The 16,109-nt window shown below is 43.4% G+C and carries 11 protein-coding genes; 2 read left to right on the forward strand and 9 right to left on the reverse strand.

What is annotated here, in order from left to right; genetic code table 11:
- Positions 1-59 precede the first annotated feature (59 nt).
- The 5 genes from infB to FSB76_RS13625 form a co-directional block, all read right to left on the reverse strand.
- On the reverse strand, positions 60-3,116 hold the full coding sequence (gene infB / locus FSB76_RS13605; RefSeq protein ID WP_147054168.1) for a translation initiation factor IF-2: 3,057 nt from the start codon (positions 3,114-3,116) through the stop codon (positions 60-62).
- A gap of 59 nt (positions 3,117-3,175) precedes the next feature.
- Positions 3,176-4,411, reverse strand: a complete 1,236-nt coding sequence (gene nusA / locus FSB76_RS13610) for a transcription termination factor NusA (protein ID WP_147054170.1) — start codon at positions 4,409-4,411, stop codon at positions 3,176-3,178.
- 3 nt (positions 4,412-4,414) lie between these two features.
- Positions 4,415-4,879, reverse strand: a complete 465-nt coding sequence (gene rimP / locus FSB76_RS13615) for a ribosome assembly cofactor RimP (protein WP_147054172.1) — start codon at positions 4,877-4,879, stop codon at positions 4,415-4,417.
- 125 nt (positions 4,880-5,004) lie between these two features.
- A complete protein-coding gene (locus FSB76_RS13620) occupies positions 5,005-5,406 on the reverse strand; it encodes a hypothetical protein (RefSeq protein WP_147054175.1) in 402 nt (133 codons plus the stop codon).
- A 179-nt stretch (positions 5,407-5,585) separates the two neighbouring features.
- On the reverse strand, positions 5,586-7,949 hold the full coding sequence (locus FSB76_RS13625) for a prolyl oligopeptidase family serine peptidase (protein WP_147054177.1): 2,364 nt from the start codon (positions 7,947-7,949) through the stop codon (positions 5,586-5,588).
- Between the two features lie 90 nt (positions 7,950-8,039).
- On the opposite strand from FSB76_RS13625, the gene FSB76_RS13630 reads away from it, so the two are divergent.
- Positions 8,040-8,561 carry a GNAT family N-acetyltransferase gene (locus FSB76_RS13630; RefSeq protein ID WP_147054179.1) on the forward strand — a complete coding sequence of 174 codons (522 nt, stop codon included), beginning with the start codon at positions 8,040-8,042 and terminating at the stop codon, positions 8,559-8,561.
- Here the strand turns inward: FSB76_RS13630 and FSB76_RS13635 are convergent.
- Entirely contained in the window at positions 8,558-9,895 is a 1,338-nt protein-coding gene (locus FSB76_RS13635; protein ID WP_147054181.1) for an FAD-dependent oxidoreductase, read from the reverse strand. The two genes, FSB76_RS13630 and FSB76_RS13635, sit on opposite strands and share 4 nt — an antisense overlap.
- A gap of 88 nt (positions 9,896-9,983) precedes the next feature.
- On the opposite strand from FSB76_RS13635, the gene FSB76_RS13640 reads away from it, so the two are divergent.
- Positions 9,984-10,517, forward strand: coding sequence for a YfiT family bacillithiol transferase (locus tag FSB76_RS13640; RefSeq protein WP_147054183.1), 534 nt, complete (start codon positions 9,984-9,986; stop codon positions 10,515-10,517).
- Positions 10,518-10,693: 176 nt separating this feature from the next.
- Here FSB76_RS13640 and FSB76_RS13645 read toward each other — a convergent pair whose 3' ends face one another.
- From FSB76_RS13645 to folE, 3 genes are all read right to left on the reverse strand, one after another.
- Positions 10,694-14,428, reverse strand: a complete 3,735-nt coding sequence (locus FSB76_RS13645) for a sensor histidine kinase (protein ID WP_147054185.1) — start codon at positions 14,426-14,428, stop codon at positions 10,694-10,696.
- A gap of 64 nt (positions 14,429-14,492) precedes the next feature.
- Positions 14,493-15,380, reverse strand: a complete 888-nt coding sequence (gene fabD / locus FSB76_RS13650) for an ACP S-malonyltransferase (RefSeq protein WP_147054187.1) — start codon at positions 15,378-15,380, stop codon at positions 14,493-14,495.
- A 90-nt stretch (positions 15,381-15,470) separates the two neighbouring features.
- A complete protein-coding gene (folE, locus tag FSB76_RS13655) occupies positions 15,471-16,109 on the reverse strand; it encodes a GTP cyclohydrolase I FolE (RefSeq protein WP_147054189.1) in 639 nt (212 codons plus the stop codon).

Consider the following 16,109-nt stretch of genomic DNA (forward strand, 5'->3'; position numbering starts at 1 on the left):
TCAAAGAAAAAGGGCTAATCTTTAACAGATCAGCCCTTTAAATTATTAAGCTTTGCTTATTATAACTTGCGTTTTACTTCTACATTTTCGTAAGCTTCAACAATGTCGCCTACTTCAATATTGTTGAAGTTTTGGATGTTCAAACCGCACTCGTAACCAGTCAATACTTCTTTCACATCATCTTTAAAGCGTTTCAGTGAAGCAAGCTCGCCGGTGTATATAACCACGCCATCACGAACGATGCGGATTTTGCTGTTGCGGTTAATTTTACCATCAAGCACCATACAACCTGCAATGGTACCCACCTTGCTGATCTTGAAGGTTTCGCGGATCTCCACGTTTGCAACAATCTTCTCTTCAAAGGTTGGTGCAAGCATACCTTCCATCGCCGCCTTAATCTCGTTAATGGCATCGTAGATGATAGAGTATAGCCTAATGTCGATCTGCTCAGCCTCGGCCAGTTTACGGGCACTTCCCGAAGGACGAACCTGGAAACCAATGATAATTGCATCTGATGCCGAAGCCAGCAAAACGTCTGATTCGGAGATCTGACCCACCGCTTTAGATATAATATTAACCTGTATCTGCTCGGTAGATAGTTTCAGCAATGAATCTGATAACGCCTCGATAGATCCGTCCACGTCGCCCTTAACAATAATGTTAAGCTCCTTAAAGTTACCAACTGCCAAACGACGGCCAATCTCATCAAGTGTAATGTGTTTCTGCGTACGCAAACCTTGCTCGCGTTGTAGTTGCAAACGCTTGTTGGCAATTTCACGTGCTTCAACTTCACTTTCCAATACGTTGAATTTATCACCGGCTGTAGGCGCCCCCTGCATACCCAATACCTGTACAGGTGTTGAAGGCCCCGCAGAATCAACCCGTTGCCCACGCTCGTTGGTTAATGCCTTAACACGACCGCTATAGCAACCGGCCAAAATAGGATCACCTACTTTTAAACGGCCTGCCTGTACCAATATAGTGGTTACAATGCCGCGGCCTTTATCTAATGCAGCCTCAATAACAGTACCTACGGCACGTTTATTAGGATTGGCTGTCAGTTCAAGTAATTCGGCTTCAAGCAATACCTTCTCTAACAGTAGTTCGATATTTAAACCGGTTTTGGCCGATATCTCTTGTGTTTGGTATTTACCGCCCCACTCTTCAACCAAAATGTTCATGGCCGATAGTTGCTCACGGATCTTATCCGAATTAGCACCAGGCCTGTCAATTTTATTGAAAGCGAAGATGATTGGTGCACCTGCAGCCTGCGCGTGGTTTATGGCCTCGCGGGTTTGCGGCATCACGCTGTCATCAGCAGCAATTACAATGATTACAATATCTGTAACCTGTGCACCCCTTGCACGCATGGCGGTAAACGCCTCGTGACCCGGTGTATCCAGGAATGTGATCTTTCCTTTATTATCTGGCAAGGTAACTTCATAGGCACCAATGTGCTGGGTTATACCCCCGGCTTCGCCGCCTATTACGTTTGTTTTGCGGATAAAATCCAACAATGATGTTTTACCATGATCCACGTGACCCATGATGGTTACAATTGGCGCACGGGGAACTAAATCTGCCGGATCATCTGGCTGGTCAAGGTTAGCCTCTTCATCCTGTGGCTTCACAAATTCAACCTGGTAGCCAAATTCGTCGGCCACAATGGTTAATGTTTCTGCATCAAGCCTTTGGTTAATAGATACGAACATGCCCAGGCTCATACAGGTAGATATAATCTGGGTTACAGATACATCCATCATTAATGCAAGCTCATTGGCAGTTACAAACTCGGTAACCTTTAATACTTTCGATTGCAGCTCCTGCTCCATTGCCAATTCATCGGCACTGGCGGCAACGTCATCGCGTTTTTGACGGCGGAATTTGGCCCGCTGTGCAAATTTGCCCGACTTACCGGCACCGCTTAAGCGTGCAAGCGTTGCTTTAATCTGGTCTTGTATATCTTTTTCTGAAGGCTCTTCCTTAGGGCCGGTATTTTGCGGCGCATTGTTACGGTTGCCTCTGAAATCAGGGCGGTTTCCACCGCCGCCTCCTTGCTGAGGGCCTCCGTTTCCTGGTGCACCATTACCCCGGTTCCGGAAATCCGGACGGTTAGGGTTAATAGTACCGCCACCCGATGGGGTATGCGGAGGATGGTTACCACCACCTTGCTGGTTTTGCGGATGATTACCACCGCCACCTTGCTGCGGATTGCCCTGGCTATCTTTACGTTTCCTTTTGCGCTTATGATCGGCGCTGTTTGAATTTGATGAAGATGCTATCGGATTGCGTTTTGGCGCATTAACAGGCAGTTGTATTTTACCAATAATATTAGGGCCTGTAAGGCGCTCTGCCTTGGCCCGTATTACGTCGTCATCGCCATCTGCCGGTGTTTCGGCCGGGGCTTCAACAACAGGTGCCTGTACAACAGGAGGTTTTGGCGCCTCTGCTTTGGGTTCTTCTACCTTTGGTGCTTCAACCACAGGTGGTTTTGGTGCTTCAACTTTAGGGGTTTCGGCAACAACCGGTTTTGGTGTTTCAACAACAGGCTCTGGTTTTGGCGCTTCTGCTACGGCCGGCTTTTCGGCAACAACAGGTTTAGGCGCTTCCACAACCGGCTCTGGTTTTGGCGCTTCTGCTACAGCAGGCTTTTCGGCAACAGGCTGTGGTTTAGCATTCAGATTATTAAGGTCAATTTTCCCAATTACCTTAACTCCGGGCAGTACATCACTGCGCTCCTCGGTTTTCACCGGGGCAGCAGGCTCAACCGGTTTCGGTTTCTCGGCCTGCGGCGCGGTATATTGGCCGGCATTTTTGATCAGTATCTCTTCGTTCTCAAAATCGCGTGAACGGCGATTTTCGATCGGCTTTTCAGGCAGCGGCGCAGTTTCCTCTTTCCTTATCTTACCGATACTGATCTGCTTGGCTTCCTCTTTAATACTTTTATCAAAGGCAAATTCCTTCAACAATGCACCGTACATGTCGCCATTTAGCTGGGCCATGGGGTGCTTGTCAACCTTATAGCCTTTAGTCGCCAAAAAATCGACAATGGTACCCATACCAATGTTGAGCTCTTTTACCGCCTTAATTAATTTTATTGATTTGTCTTCTGACATTTATTATATTTTCTCTGCTAATTATCGCAAAAATACGATTTTAATTTTGGTTATTATGCTTATTCAAACTCAGCATTCAATATTGATAGCACTTCTTTTACCGTTTCTTCTTCCAGATCGGTACGTTTTACCAACTCGCCAACAGTTAAAGCCAATACCGATTTTGCTGTATCTAAGCCAATGCGCTTAAATTCATCAATAATCCAGCTATCAATTTCATCTGTAAATTCTTCAATATCCACATCCTCATCATGCTCATCAGCCTCGCGGTAAACATCTATCTCATAGCCGGTTAATTTACCTGCCAGTTTAATATTGTGACCACCACGGCCAATAGCTAAAGAAACCTGGTCGGGCTTTAAGTACACTGCTGCTGTTTTTTTCTCATCATCTAATTTAATAGATGTGATTTTGGCAGGCGACAATGCACGCTGAATATAGAGCTGGATATTGTTGGTGAAGTTAATCACATCAATATTTTCATTTTTTAATTCGCGAACGATACCATGTATACGTGAACCCTTCATACCCACGCAGGCACCAACCGGGTCAATACGGTCATCGTATGATTCTACGGCAACCTTAGCCCTTTCGCCCGGCTCGCGTACAATTTTTTTAATGGTGATTAAGCCATCAAAAATTTCGGGCACTTCCAGTTCAAACAAACGCTGTAAAAACTCTGGCGCAGTACGCGAAATGATAATTTTAGGGTTGCTATTCAGCATATCTACCTTATGTACAACAGCTTTTACGCTATCGCCTTTTTTAAAGTAGTCGGCCGGAATCTGCTCTGTTTTTGGCAGCAGCAATTCGTTGCCTTCATCATCAAGTACAAGGGTTTCTTTTTTCCAAACCTGGTAAACTTCGCCGGTAACAATTTCGCCCACACGATCTTTGTATTTTTTAAAGATCTCGTCTTTCTCCAGTTCCAAAATTTTTGAAACCAGTGTTTGGCGTGCCGCTAAAATAGCACGGCGGCCAAAGCTTTCCAGGGTAATTTGCTCAATTTGCTCATCGCCTACTTCCAAATCCGGATCAAACAATTTTGCTTCGGCCAGTTCAACCTCCAGGTCATCATCTTCGCTAAACCCATCTTCCATAACCTTACGGGTGCGCCAAATCTCTAAGTCACCGTTGTCGGTATTAACAATCACGTCGCAATTTTCATCTGTGCCGTATTTTTTCCTGATCATACTTCTGAAAACGTCTTCCAAAACGCTCATCATGGTTGGGCGGTCAATGTTCTTGAAATCTTTAAATTCCTGAAAAGAATCAATTAAATTAATATTGCTCATTTTCTACTTGAATGATATTAAAACTTTTGTTTCTGTTATTTTATCTAATGGGATAACGCTCTCAACAGTTTCGGCCTTTTTCCCTTTTTCTTTTATTTTTTCTTCAATTACAATGGCATCCTCGGTTAATGCCGATAAAATCCCTTCCCGTTTTACGCCATCAGCCATTTTGATGCCCAACGTACGCCCAACATTCTTGGCATATTGTCTTGGCGACGAAAGCGGAAAATCAATCCCCGGCGACGATACTTCCAGGTTGTAGGCGGTTTCAATTACATTTTCTTCCTCTAAATGGAAGCCCACATGCCTGCTTACTGCCACGCAATCGTCAATACCTACACCATCATCGCCATCAAGCAAAACGATAAGTTTTCCGTTTGAGTGCATTTTAACATCCACCAAAAACAAATTCGGCTTATCGGCTATCTTCTCTTCTACCAGTTCCCTTACTCTTTTTTCAATGTTCATTACCCGCCCGTTTTTGATTGATAATTTTTAATTGATAAAATAAAAGAGGGGGCTATTTGCCCCCTCTTTTATTAATTGACTGCAAATATAATCAAATTTATTAATTTTTCAACTATCAAACAGGGTTATTGCTTAAAAATCAAATCTGTATAATGCAAACTGCCCAGTTTATTTTTTCCTAATATAAAATCCGAAGCTTTGCTGTTGGCATCATATTTATAATAGCGAACAAAATAAGTTTGGGCCGCTGCAAAAGGGGTATCGGGCGTAAATGTAACCACGCTATCGGCTACCATGTATTTGCCCGGCTGAATAGGCTGATAGTTTTTCAGATCTGTATCGGCGGGCATTTTATACACAGGCACCAGGCTCTGCCAGTTACCTTCAGTTGAATCGCGGTTGATATCCTGAACAATCAGCGGATCGAGGCCGGTTATTTTGAGGGAGTGCTTATCGGGGGTAAGGTTTATTTTGACGTTGTTGATTTTGTGTTGATTGGAAGAGCAGCCGATAATAAACAGTGTCATTATACCAATCATCTTAACAAAAAAAAAGGTAATTCCCTCCCGACGGGAGGGGTGTGGTGGATTGAGCGAGAGCAGGGAGGGGTTTCTACGCGCGATGAGTTTTGCATAGTTTATTAAACCCCTACCTTCCCTTCCCCAAGGAAGGAATCGCACTGTCCCTTGCTTTTTTTGTGGAGCCATCATTTCTTCAACGTTTGCTCAAATAATTTATAAATACGTTTATACTCATCCGTCCAGCTGCTGGGTTGTTCAAAGGCGTGGTCTTCTACAGGGTACGATGCCAGTTCCCAGTTTTCTTTGTGCAGCTCAATTAGTTTCTGCGTCAGGCGGATAATATCCTGGTAGTTCACGTTCTGGTCTATCATGCCGTGCAGCATCAATAAATTGCCTTTTAAGCCATTGGCAAAGTAAATAGGCGAGCTTTTACGGTAAGCTGTTTCATCTGTAAAAGGTTCGTTTAAAATATTGGAAGTGTACTCGTGGTTGTAATGTGCCCAATCGGTAACCGAGCGAATGGCACCGCCGGCAGCAAAAACATCCGGTTCGGTGAACATGCCCATCAACGTAATAAACCCGCCGTATGATCCGCCATATAAGCCAACGTGTTTAGGGTTTACGCCATATTTATCTACCAGGTACTTTACACCATCAACCTGGTCTGTCAAATCTTTACCGCCCATGTGCCGGTAGATGCCTGTTCGCCAGTCGCGGCCGTAGCCTGCACTTGCGGTGTAATCAACATCCAATACGGTATAACCATTATCGGCCAGCATATTGTTAAACATAAACTCGCGGAAGTAATAGCTCCAGGAATACGTTACGTTTTGCAGGTAGCCTGCGCCATGTACAAACACTACAGCCGGTTTTGCAGGGTCGACCTTTTTGGGCAAGTACAAACGGGCGTAAACATCGCTGCCGTACCTGTTTTTAAAGGTGATGATTTCCGGCGCGCGCCACGGGTACGATTCGTATTCGGCGCTTATCGATCTGGTAACCTGTACCGCCCGGGCTCCGGGTTTATTGGCCTGCACATATAATTCCCATGGTTTGTTAGAGTAGGAGTAACGGATGGCCAGCCATTTTTCATCGGGCGATAGTGTTACATCGTTTCCTCCCTTTAAGCCTGTTATTTTTGTTGGTGTACCGCCATCCACCGGCAGGCTGTAAAAATCCGTTAACCCCGGATGATCGATATTAGCGGTGAAGTAGAATCTTTTTTTATCATTGGATAGCTGCAGCGTTTGTACTTCCCATTTACCACTGGTAATTTGCTTTTTTACGCCGCTATTAATATCAACTATATAGATGTGCGAGTAACCGCTGGCCTCGCTTTGAAAATAGAAATGATAGTTATCAATAAAACCAACGTTCCCTGTTGCCGAGTTTTCAATTCCGGGACCGCCAATCCAGGCTTCATCGCGCTGGCGGTCGAGCAGGCTAAGTTTGCCGGTAAGGGCATCTAATCGCATAATCCAGCGGTCCTTATTATCCTGGGCAGATATTACTACGACAGCATTGGCTGAGTTTTCGCTCCAGAATATACCCTCAATAGTTACCGCCCTGTCGGCATTCGCTTTTTTATAGGCATCCTGCTCCTTTGGGTAATCTTTTAAATAATCAGGCGCGTCTTTAATGCCCGGCAGGTCTGATGTTTTTATACGGTAAACACTATCGCGCTGTCTGTCGTAAATAAATGCTTCGGATGTTGATGAAGGCCTGCCTACTTTTGAACGGTTGGGAATATCCTCTGTGAAGCCCGATTCGGTTACATAATTAGGAACGATGGCATTTTTTACATCGTCGGCAGATTTTGTCAGCCGGTAAGTAACAAAACGCTCATCGGGGCTTATTTTAACCCGCCCAACCCGTTTAGTTCCAAAAATCAGTTCCTTCAATTCCTTCGGTGCCAGATCTGCCCTTTCGGTCGAGTCTTGTTTTGCCTCTTTCTTCTCAACCTTAACAATATCAAACAATTCCAGCTGCTGCCTTTTAAGCCATTTTTCTTCTTCGTTAAGTTCGTCGGTCCCCTTCTTGCTTTTTGATTTAACAAAATTAGTAAGTTGCTCCAATCCATTTCCGTTAAGCTTCATATAGAACAGGTTACTGCCCTGCGAAAATATGATGTGGCTTTCATCACCATTAAAAGCCGGCGAGCTTTCGCGCTCCTCAGTATGGGTAAGCTGGGTTATTTTGCCCGTTTTTAGGTCTTCTAAAAACAGGTCGCCATTTTTTTCAAAAACTTTTTGGGTGCGTTTTTTATTCCAGCTACCGTTTTCGGCCGGCAAACCGCGCCTATCGGAAATGCTTACTTTTTGCGGCCCGGTACCGCCGGGGGTAGCGGCAAACAATTCATCCGGCCCGATCTTATCCGGATTCCAGGTAAAAAGAATCTTTTTGCTATCATCGCTCCAGTGAATGTTTGATGGGGATACACCTATCCATTTTGGATCGCGCATAATTTTTTCAATGGTAAGGGTATCCAGCTTTTGGGCAAAAGCACCGGCAGTATTGGCCAGTAATAGCAGTGTAAATATTTTTTTCATGAGTCAGTCTTGTTTCGCGCAACTAATACGCGGATGCAATTTAACAGTTTGGCTTTGCTTTGCTAATTTTAGACGTTTTATTGTTACAAAATGGAAATCAAAAGCGACGGTTTTATTTTACGTGAACTGCGTTTGGCCGATGCCGAATCGCTACAAAAACACGCTGATAACCCAAGGATATTTGATGCCCTTCTTGATCGCTTTCCATCGCCATACACAATGGCCGATGCCGTTGATTTTATTGGGCTTGCGATGGCCGAAAACGTGCAAACCAAATTCGCGATAGTTATTAACGGCGAAGTAGCCGGCGTAATTGGCATTGATTTAAGAGGTGATATTTACCGAAAATCGGCATTGATAGGCTATTGGCTGGGCCAGGACCATTGGGGCAAGGGGATTATGCCAAAGGCCGTAAAACTGGTAGTTAATTACGGGTTTGCCAACCTGGATATTGTACGACTACAGGCAGGTGTATTGGGCAATAATCCAAAATCGATGCGGGTATTGGAAAAGGCGGGGTTTGTAAAAGAAGCTATCTGTAAAAATGCCATCATTAAAAACGGCCTTATTTTCGACGAGCATTTGTACGCTACACTTAAGCCCTCTGCCTAATTTATAAACCTACCCGATAAATCCACTGTTCGGGCAAAGGGGTTTAAAAACTGATTAACCAATATAGCAAACTCCCGGCGGGTTATTGGCCGGTTAACATCAAAATCCGATTGGAATTTATATTGGCTTTTCCAGGCTTTGGCCATGGAGATGTGCAGCGTTTTAGGATCAGTTAACGTTATTTCACTTATAAGCGATAATGTGTTTTCGACCGTGAATTTCGGCTTAGGTTTTTCCCTGTTGAACCATAAAAATGTGCGGGTATAAATATCATTTAATACGGGTTCAATCTCGGCGGTATTAACTGCAGAATCGGGCATAAACAGCAACTCTGGCACATTGCTATCCAATTTTTGCCCTCCCTTTAATAACCCGGTTGCAGCAACCTGCTGCACCGACCTAAAATAACGATCGTTTTGGTTTACATCGGCAAAGGGAACCAGGTAACTTTTAAAATCAAGCAGTTCGCCCTGCACCGTGCGTGAATTTAACTTATGGGTTGTAGTTTTAAAAAACGCACAAAATGCCGCGGCAGCCCCTGCACCCTGGCCCAGCATAAGTTGGTTGGGCAGGTATTGTATGTCATCTCCAGGAAAAAGCTTGCCAGTAACCAACAGGTTCTCGGCACCAGGAGCTACAATTGAACTCAGCGGAATACAATATAATGGCAGTTGTGGGTAGTTGCCCGAAGGAGGGGTTTTGTCTCCGTTTTGCTCCGGATAACCGTCGCCTGTTGCAATGCTGGTACGGTATGCGGCCGATTGGTGATTATCGGCAATTAAATCAACCGGTTTAAAATTGATATTCAATTTTTCGGCTATTGAAGCATTTGGCGTAGCATCGATAATCAGCTTTGCTTTTATTTGTTGCGATTTTGAATCTTGGTTAACAGTTACCACCCAGCCGTCCCCATCTTTTTTTATCGCAATCACAACAGTATTTAGCTTCGTGGTTAGATTTTTAACCGTATCGGCCATTTTTTTAATAATAGCGGCTCCTGTGTATGGTTCTAAACGGAGCGGGGCATTGTACGCGGTGTCATATCCAGGTGTTTTTTTGTAAAACACCGTTACCCATTTCCGGAATTCGCCCCAGATACCTGATGGCAGATTGTGCCCGTGGCCGATGGTTACCATTGTTTGGGCTTGCATTGATGGGCATAGTTGCGGCCCTGCTTCAATAAGTACTGTTTTAATTTTGCTGCGAGCGCCCTGTATGGCCGCCGAGCAGCCGGCCGGACCGCCGCCAATTACCAAAATATCGGTTTTAATGGTTTGTGCATATGTAATGGGGCATTTTAACAGCAGCAGTACAAAAAACAGTCTTTTTATCATCGTTTTAACTAACACCTACAGAACGCTAATTTAGGTTAAAGCTTGCTGTACTATAAAATTATACCTAATTTAATTTTTTTTTACATTTATGACAGACGAACAAATGAAGTTCCCGATTGGGAAATTTGCACCACCGGCATCTTACACCGACGAAAACATTCGCGAATGGGTAGATGATCTGCGCACATTGCCAGGTAAATTGCGTAATGCAATAGCCGGTTTAAACTACCAGGAACTGGATACCCCGTACCGTACCGGCGGATGGACATTGAGGCAAGTGATCCACCACCTGGCCGATAGCCACATGAACTCGATTACCCGGTTTAAGCTTGCACTCACCGAAACCAATCCTGTTATAAAGCCATATGAAGAAGCCGACTGGGCTTTACTGCCCGATTATCGCCTGCCGGTAGAATCGTCATTAAAAATATTGGAAGGCATCCATATTCATATGGTAGCCTTATTTGAAAGTTTTACCGAAAACGAATGGGAACGCACTTTTGTACATCCTGCATCGGGCGATACCGTTTCGCTTAAAAAGGGGCTGGCCTTATACTCATGGCATAGCAAGCATCATTTAGCGCATATTACGGAAACGGTGAAGAAATTCGCCCGCGATTAGGGGAAAGGTTAAAGGCGAAAGGTCAAAGGTGAATGGTTTTTTGGGACAAATGCCATTATCTATTAAATCGGAGCTGTCTTTTATCTTTTCCGCAGTTGCCTTTAACCTTTCGCCCCAAATTACATACCTTTTCCGCAGCTACCTTTCGCCTTTGACCTTTTGCCTTTCACCTCAAATTACGCGGATGGAAAGCTCAGGTAAAAAGTGGTACCGACGCCGATGGTTGTCTCAAACCAAACCTTACCGTTGGCATTTTCAATTGAGTTTTTCACAAAAGCAAGCCCAAGGCCCGTACCCGAGCTTTTGGTTGTAAAATTGGGCTCGAATATTTTTTCACGCATATTCTCGGGGATGCCGTTACCGTTATCTTTTATGGTAAGCAACACATTTTTGCTGGTTATAAGGTAGTTGATGTTTATCAGCCCGTTTCTATCTGCCGGCGTGGCCTCGATGGCGTTTTTCAATAAATTGTTAAAGCACCTCAATAGCTGATCTTTATCAGCATTTATCATAAAAGGGGCCTCGGGCAATTGGTATACTATATGTATGTTATCCATCTGTTTAAATATAGTTACCGCCTGGTTAAGCATTTCAAAAACATTCAATTGCTCAATACGGGTATCGGGCATTTTTGCAAAAGCGGAAAACTCAGACGCGATGGACGATAAACTTTCTATCTGTTCAACAAACGATTTGCTAAAACGTTCAAATTTCTGATCAAACTTAGGGTCCTTATCCCGCCACGATTTATCAAGCAACTGCAAACCTAATTTGAGTGGCGTTAATGGGTTTTTAATTTCGTGGGCCACTTGTTTGGCCATTTCGCGCCAGGCGCTTTCACGTTCAGATTGCGCCAGCCTGGTTGCACTGTTCTCGAGGGCCGAGATCATTTTATTATATTCCTTAACCAGCGCTCCAATCTCATCATTTCGTTGCCATTTTATCGGCTCGTTCTTTTTGCCGTATATGGTTTTACTCAGGGTTTCCTGTATAAAGCTTAAGGGGGCAGTAATTTGCCTGGCAATAATAATAGCCAATAAGCCTATTGCTATAAATACCAGTGCATAAACGTTTATCATCACATTCAACAACGAACTTATACGCTGCTTATAATCGGCCTCATTTGAAAAATAGGGCAATTGGATGTAGGCAATAACCTTTTGCCCCGAACTTACTATGGGTGCATAAGCGGCCTTGTAGCTCAATTCTCCTATTTTTTCATCGTTCACAAATTCTGTTTTTTGCAGCCGGCTCAGGTAAATAAAAGCCCGGGAGTTCATTTTTTTTGCCACCAGGCCAGCCTCATACATTTTTGGCTGGGTTGTAACCAGCGGCACCCCGTTGGTATCAAACAAAATAAGGTCGGTAGAATATGTTTCGGCCAATACGTTAAAATCAACCTGGTTTTTTTCGTTTACATTATAGATGTACCTGTTTAAAGCTCCGGTTTGAAAAGTCTCGGCAATCCTGGTTATTTTATCGCGAATCTGCTTGTCTTGCTGTTCATGATATTGCCGCCCGATTGATACAAAGGTGATAAAGCCCACCACAATAAGCGTAACAACAACCGCAAATATCATTACAAACTGAATGCGGGTTCTGTAAAGTACCTTATCAAAATTGATCCTGAATTTCCAGCGGATTTTATCATCCTTAATACTCAAAATCCTAACGCGTACCCACACGCCCCGGGCTATAATAATAATAGCACTAAATACCAACAGCGCCATAAAAAAGAAAGTTATAGAGGCAACACCGTTATAGAGCGGGTTTGTTTCTTTACTTACTACGATGATATTGCGTTTGTTGGGTTTATAAATCAGGTGGTCGTATTTTGTAAAAGTATTGTACCATTCGGGATTGTTGAACCGGGTGGTTTTTGTAATATAACTTTTCAATACCCCTTTAAAATCCGGATTATTAAGGGTGTAAACATAACTTCCCCGTTGGCTTTGCAAGCGATTATCATAGTAATACGCATACGAGTAATCTTTAAATTCATCTTCGGATTGTAACGACCCTTCGATCAACAGATCAGGGAAAGCCCCAAGCACCTGAACTGGTTTTGATGTAAATTCAATGGCCAATGTTCCTAATTGCTTATTCCCGTTTTTTATGGGCAGTATCGCGAAATAACTCTGGCGTCCAAACGATGCCGTGCCCCGGTAAAAATAAGATGTTGGTACAACCTTATATGAATTATATACAACCTGGTCTTTAAATCCTGTTATCGGGATGTCGTCGTTAGCCAGGGGTTGGTCACTGGCATCATACTCGTGTATTTTTATAACATATTTTGACAGGTATCCATCAAAGTACAGTTTCTGAAATCGGGTTAACAGGTACTCGTTGTTATGTATGTTTTCCTTAAAGTAGCGTACAATAGTTGTGTCAACAAGAATCCGCTTCTCAATCTTTATAAATGCGTTTTCGGCATAATGGTCAATTGGGTCGCCTAACCGTTGCAGCAACTTTTTGCGTACAGCTTCCTCTTTAATGCCTTCAAAATGGTTTAACTTAATAGCCGAAATTAACGAACAGATTAAAAGAACGCCCAAAAAAGCGCTTGTTGTAAGCTTACCGCCCTGGTAAATAAATCCAAATGCCCTCATCACAACCAACAGCATCCACAACAAATAAAACAAACTAAAATCGTAATGATGTGCAAAAACAACTGTACTAATAACAACGCCTACTACCAGCAATAGTAATTGGTGCAATTTGGGTACATCCAGTTTGAGGCATATAAAAAGGACCACCTCATCAACCAGATAAAAAATTAGAAAACTAAAGCACAACATTAAAACACCCAGAATACTGAATGATGACAAACCAAGCACATTGTTCACGTTAAAGTTGATGCCTGCATGAATGACCAGGTCATAAAATAGCCTTAACAGCGATGTGGACAAGCCAATGAGCAAAAGAATGCAGCCTGCTACGATGAAATAGCCTATTGAGTTTTTGTAAACCGCTGTAAACAATCTTCGCCGTTGCAGGTAAATAAATGCAACAAACCAAAAAACACAAAGCAGGTTTATACACAGGTCGCCAAAAGACGGATACAAAACTCCGGAATGGAAAATGGCGGGGTCGAACAATTTAAGCATCCCCCGAAAATCGGGCAGGTGATAATATAAATTAACGATGCGAAACAGAATTATGTACAAGCCCAGGAAAACCACCGATAACCAGGCATAGCCCTTTGCCGCCATATGGCAGCAAATATTATGAATTAATATACAAAGCGTTATGATGGTTAAAATCCAAAAAACAGCTTGATAATATATAAATGCGTAGTTGACGCTGCTGGCTTTTTGTTTAACAGAGAAAAGATAATCGTTGTTGATGCTGTGTACATCGTAAGCATTTTTATCGCCCAGGTCGGTAAGCTCAATATTGTCTGTCGTTATTAAATCTTTAGCAAAAGTGTTTTGAAGATACTGGTTAGTAAAGCTGTAATTTATTTTTACCGGGATGAAAAATATTACAGAAAAAGCCCCTTCAGTTTTCCTAATCGCCTCATAATATCCATTGGGCTGCCTGATAAAGGAATTGCCCTCGTGGATATTGCCTATGCTATCAGGCAAAACTTTAATGCCGCTCCAAAAACTTAAATGGTTATTGTACGCTGTTATAAACCAGGTGTTCCTTTTGGTTGTAAACTCCTCTATCCTGTTAATGGCCTCCTGGTCGTTATCGGCCAGGGTTTTAAATTTGTTAACCTGTTCTTTATCTTTTAGCAGCTTACCAATGTAAGCTTCCTTTTTGTGTAAGTTAGCCTCAAGAGCCAGCGCTGATTGGTCGAGGTTATTTACCGGCGTATATGTTTTTTGGATAAAAATAGCCGTAAACAACAACCCTATACCAATAAGGGTTAGCAGCACACGTATTTTTCCCGGGGTTGTCAAATTACTATCAGGTATTACTGGTTTAAAAACGAAAGGCACTATTAAATAGTGCCTTTTTAAAATATTATTGAGGTATAACCGCGCTTTGTGTAACTATTGCCCTGTCAACTTTTTTAACAAGCCCCTGCAATACATTGCCCGGCCCAACCTCGGTAAATGAGGTGGCACCATCCTCTAACATATGCTTCACCGTTTGTGTCCACCTTACGGCACCTGTAAGCTGTGCTATTAAATTTTGTTTTATAACAGCAGGATCGGTATAAGGTTTGGCATCAATGTTTTGATAAATGGGGCAAACCGGGGCTTTAATTTCGGTGGCAACAATTGCTGCCTCTAATTCAACCCTGGCCGATTCCATTAATGGCGAGTGGAAAGCTCCGCCAACTTTGAGTTTTAAAGCCCGTTTGGCACCAGCGGCCAGCAATTTTTCGCAAGCTTCGTCAATCCCTTCAATACTGCCGGAAATAACCAACTGGCCCGGGCAGTTATAGTTTGCCGTTACCACCACGCCGGTAGCGCGTTGACATATGTCTTCTACTGTAAAGTCATCCAACCCTAATATGGCAGCCATGGTTGATGGTTGTAATTCGCAAGCTTTTTGCATGGCATTGGCACGTGCGGCCACCAAACGCAAGCCATCTTCAAACGATAATGCACCGGCAGCAACCAGGGCCGAAAACTCGCCAAGGGAGTGGCCGGCAACCATATCCGGTTTAAAGTCGTCGCCCAACACGGTAGCTAAAATAACCGAGTGTAAAAATATAGCCGGCTGGGTAACGTTTGTTTGAACCAAATCTTCGGCTGTGCCATCAAACATCACATCGGTAATCCTGAAGCCCAATATTTCATTGGCCTTTTCAAATAACTCATGTGCTTTATCCGATTGCTCGTAAAGATCTTTGCCCATACCCGGGAATTGGGCGCCCTGCCCTGGAAAAATATATGCTTTCATTTAGCCCCCTAACCCCCTAAAGGGGGAATTTTATGTTTATAATTATTGCTTATCAACCCTTCCTGCTCCCCCTTTAGGGGGCCGGGGGGCTCAACTTAATTTCGAACTTATTAAATTTAAAAATTCGGTGCGGGTTTTTTCTTTCAAAAACTCGCCTGTAAAAGCCGATGTGGTGGTTACCGAGTTTTGCTTTTGCACACCGCGCATGCTCATGCACAAGTGGCGGCATTCAATAACTATTCCTACACCAACCGGGTTAAGCGTTTCCTGTATACAATCACGAATTTCGTTGGTTAAGCGCTCCTGCACCTGCAGCCTGCGGGCAAAAGCATCAACTACGCGTGGTATTTTGCTTAGCCCAACCACGTAGCCGTTAGGAATATAGGCAATGTGTGCCTTTCCGAAAAAAGGCAGCATGTGGTGCTCGCACATCGAGTATACTTCAATATCTTTTACAATTACCATCTGGCTGTATTCTTCTTTGAACATGGCCGAATTCAAAATGCTTTTAGCGTCCAGGTCATAGCCATGGGTTAAAAACAGCATTGCCTTGGCTATCCGTTCAGGTGTTTTTAACAGTCCTTCTCTTTGAGGATTTTCGCCAATTTGTTTTAAAACATCAAGGTAATGGGCCGATAGGTTTTCAATCAGTTGCGGGTTATACCTGTCTATTTTGGTGTAACCGTCAATATCATCATCGCGGTCGGGGATGTGGTTTTTATCAATCAT

The organism is Mucilaginibacter ginsenosidivorax, from assembly GCF_007971525.1.
In the GTDB taxonomy this organism is placed as follows: Bacteria; Bacteroidota; Bacteroidia; order Sphingobacteriales; family Sphingobacteriaceae; genus Mucilaginibacter; species Mucilaginibacter ginsenosidivorax.